This is a genomic window from Inquilinus sp., assembly GCF_057815775.1.
Genome location: NZ_JBYRFX010000280.1, coordinates 1 through 2,679 on the forward strand (window position 1 = coordinate 1; position 2,679 = coordinate 2,679).

A 2,679-nucleotide genomic window follows, 5' to 3' on the forward strand; every position below is an offset into this window, starting at 1 on the left:
GAATGGAACGTGCCCTGGGCCCCGGTGAAGCCCTGGCAGAGCACCTTGGTGGATTTGTCGACGAGCACGGCCATTATGCGGCCTCCTTCACGGCACGGACGATCTTGGTCGCGGCATCGCCGAGGTCGTCGGCCGACAGGATCGGCAGCCCGCTCTCGGCCAGGATCTGCTTGCCGCGCTCGACATTGGTTCCTTCCAGACGCACCACCAGCGGCACGTGCAGCGCCACCTCGCGCGCCGCCTCGATCACGCCCTCGGCGATCACGTCGCAGCGCATGATGCCGCCGAAAATGTTGACCAGGATGCCTTCGACATTCGGGTCCGACAGGATCAGCTTGAACGCCGTGGTCACCCGCTCGCGCGTGGCCCCGCCGCCGACATCCAGGAAATTGGCCGGCTCGCCGCCTTCCAGCTTGATGATGTCCATCGTCGCCATCGCCAGCCCGGCGCCGTTGACCATGCAGCCGATGTTGCCGTCCAGCTTGACGTAGTTCAGCGACGCCTTCTCCGCCGCCGTCTCGGTCGGGTCCTGCTCGCTCTCGTCGCGCAGCTCCTCGATCTCCTTGTGGCGGAACAGCGCGTTGTCGTCGAAGCCCATCTTGGCGTCGAGCGCGATGATCTGCCCGGCCCCGGTCACCACCAGCGGGTTGATCTCCAGCATCGCCGCGTCCAGCTCGGTGAACGCCTTGTACAGCCCCTTCAGGAAGCTGACCGCGGCGCCGACCTGCTTGCCCTCCAGGCCCAGCCCGAAGGCCACCTTGCGGGCGTGGAAGTCCGACAGACCCGTCGCCGGGTCGATCGCGATGGTCTGGATCTTCTCCGGCGTGGCTTCCGCCACCTCCTCGATCGCCATGCCGCCTTCGGTCGACGCGATCGCCGTCACCCGGCCGCTCTTGCGATCGACCAGCAGCGACAGATACAGCTCACGCGCGATGTCGCAGCCTTCCTCGATATAGACCCGGCCGACCTCCTTGCCCGCAGGACCCGTCTGCACCGTCACCAGCGTCCGGCCCAGCATCGCCGCCGCATTCGCCGCCACATCTTCCAGCGACTTCACCACCCGGACGCCGCCCTTGCCGGACGGATCCTCCTTGAAATGGCCCTTGCCCCGGCCGCCCGCATGGATCTGCGACTTCACGACGAACACGCCGCCGCCAAGCCCCTCCGCCACGCGAACCGCCTCCTCCGGCGTGTACGCCACCCCGCCGCGCGGCACCGGGACCCCGTACCGCCCCAACAGCGCCTTCGCCTGATATTCGTGGATGTTCATGGACCGTCCGTCCTGGGTGAGAGCGCGGCGCCTGAGGCGGCCCGCGAAACGGGCGGCACAATAGCACCTGTCGCGCAAGGGGCAACCGAGTCGCTGCAACGCAGCATTTCCCGATCCGGGCAGGTCGTCGTTACGGCCCGCCGCGACCCGCTGGTTTCGCTCGCCGGGCCGGGCGATGATCCCGCTCCGGGATTTGAGGGAGGCAGGCAATGTACAGGCTGTACTGGAGCAGGGACACCGGCGCCTTCGCCCCTGATGTCGTGATGCACCTGGCCGGCGTGTCCTGCGAGCGGATCCTGGTCGACCGTTCGGCAGGCGAACATCGTCAGCCGGACTATCTCCGCCTGAACCCGATGGGCGAGGTGCCGACCCTGGTGCTGCCGGACGGCACGGTGCTGACCGAATCGGCGGCGATGCTGCTGCATCTGGTCGACGCCTTCCCGCAGGCCGGGCTGGCGCCGCCGCCCGGCACCGCCGACCGCGCCCGGTGCGACCGCTGGCTGCTGTTCGCGGCGGTCAACCTGTACGGCGCCGTGCTGCGCCAGGCCCACCCGGAACGCTACACCACCGATCCGGCCGCGGCGCCGGGGGTGGAGGAAGCGGCCGACCGCGCCGCCGACCGCTACTGGGCGCTGATCGCCGATGCGCTCGACCCCGGGCCGTTCCTGCTCGGCGACCGCCGCAGCGCCGCCGACCTGTACCTGTTGTTGCTGCTGACCTGGTACGATTTCCGGGACGAGATGACCCCGCTCAGCACGCTGTGGGCCCGCCTGCTGGCCGATCCCGATGTGGCTGAAATCTGGGCGCGGTATTTCGGCTGATCCCTCACGGACGCATAAATCGTTATTCAGTGAAGGTGGCCTGCAAGCCGCCATTTGTCTGGCATTAGAAAGGGAAGATTCGGGCTGTCAAAGGGTTCGCAAGGACAGGCCGGCCTCGCAACAAGTTTGCTTAAAGATACATAAAATGAAATGGACTAAATCTGTTGACGTTTCTCTTCATGCTGCCGGAGAGTGCCGGTAAGTGGGGGCTGGCCGGACGAGAGGCCATTCGGTGCGAGCCGGCGGCAAAAAGAAAAGCCCCACCGCAACGAAACGAAGGGGGACTATCTTGAAAGTGCGTCATCTGGCGGCCGCCTTGCTGGCGTCCGTCCTCGCCATGCCTTTGTCTTCATCCTTCGCCGCCACGGCGACCAACGCCTCGGCCCAGGTGAACCCGCTCGGTAATCCGCTCGGTGACCTGATCACCGCGCTGATGAGCCTCGACCTGCAGCGGGCGGTCACCATCCCGGGCATCCGCGTGCATCTCAACGCCTTGCAGTCGATCGCCAACGCCAATGGCGGCACCCGCGCCGCGGGCACGCCGGGCAACGTCGCCACGGTCAACTATCTCAAGCAGCGGCTGCAGCG

At 67.0% G+C, this 2,679-nt stretch carries 2 protein-coding genes and 1 pseudogene; 2 read left to right on the top strand and 1 reads right to left on the bottom strand.

Annotation, left to right across the window (positions count from 1 at the left end):
• Nucleotides 1-73: 73 nt before the first annotated feature.
• Nucleotides 74-1,270 carry an ADP-forming succinate--CoA ligase subunit beta gene (sucC, locus tag AC3XYG_RS10060; protein WP_489139690.1) on the bottom strand — a complete coding sequence of 399 codons (1,197 nt, stop codon included), beginning with the start codon at nucleotides 1,268-1,270 and terminating at the stop codon, nucleotides 74-76.
• Nucleotides 1,271-1,479: 209 nt separating this feature from the next.
• Between sucC and AC3XYG_RS10065 the strand changes: the two genes are divergently transcribed.
• A complete protein-coding gene (locus AC3XYG_RS10065) occupies nucleotides 1,480-2,091 on the top strand; it encodes a glutathione S-transferase family protein (RefSeq protein ID WP_489139691.1) in 612 nt (203 codons plus the stop codon).
• Nucleotides 2,092-2,380: 289 nt separating this feature from the next.
• Nucleotides 2,381-2,679: pseudogene (locus AC3XYG_RS10070) on the top strand (hypothetical protein); the annotation flags it as partial.

Excerpts from the sequence above, each read along its gene's own strand:
- sucC (WP_489139690.1), bottom strand. The coding sequence starts at position 1,270 with ATGAACATCCACGAATATCAGGCGAAGGCGCTGTTGGGGCGGTACGGG.
- AC3XYG_RS10065 (WP_489139691.1), top strand. The coding sequence starts at position 1,480 with ATGTACAGGCTGTACTGGAGCAGGGACACCGGCGCCTTCGCCCCTGAT.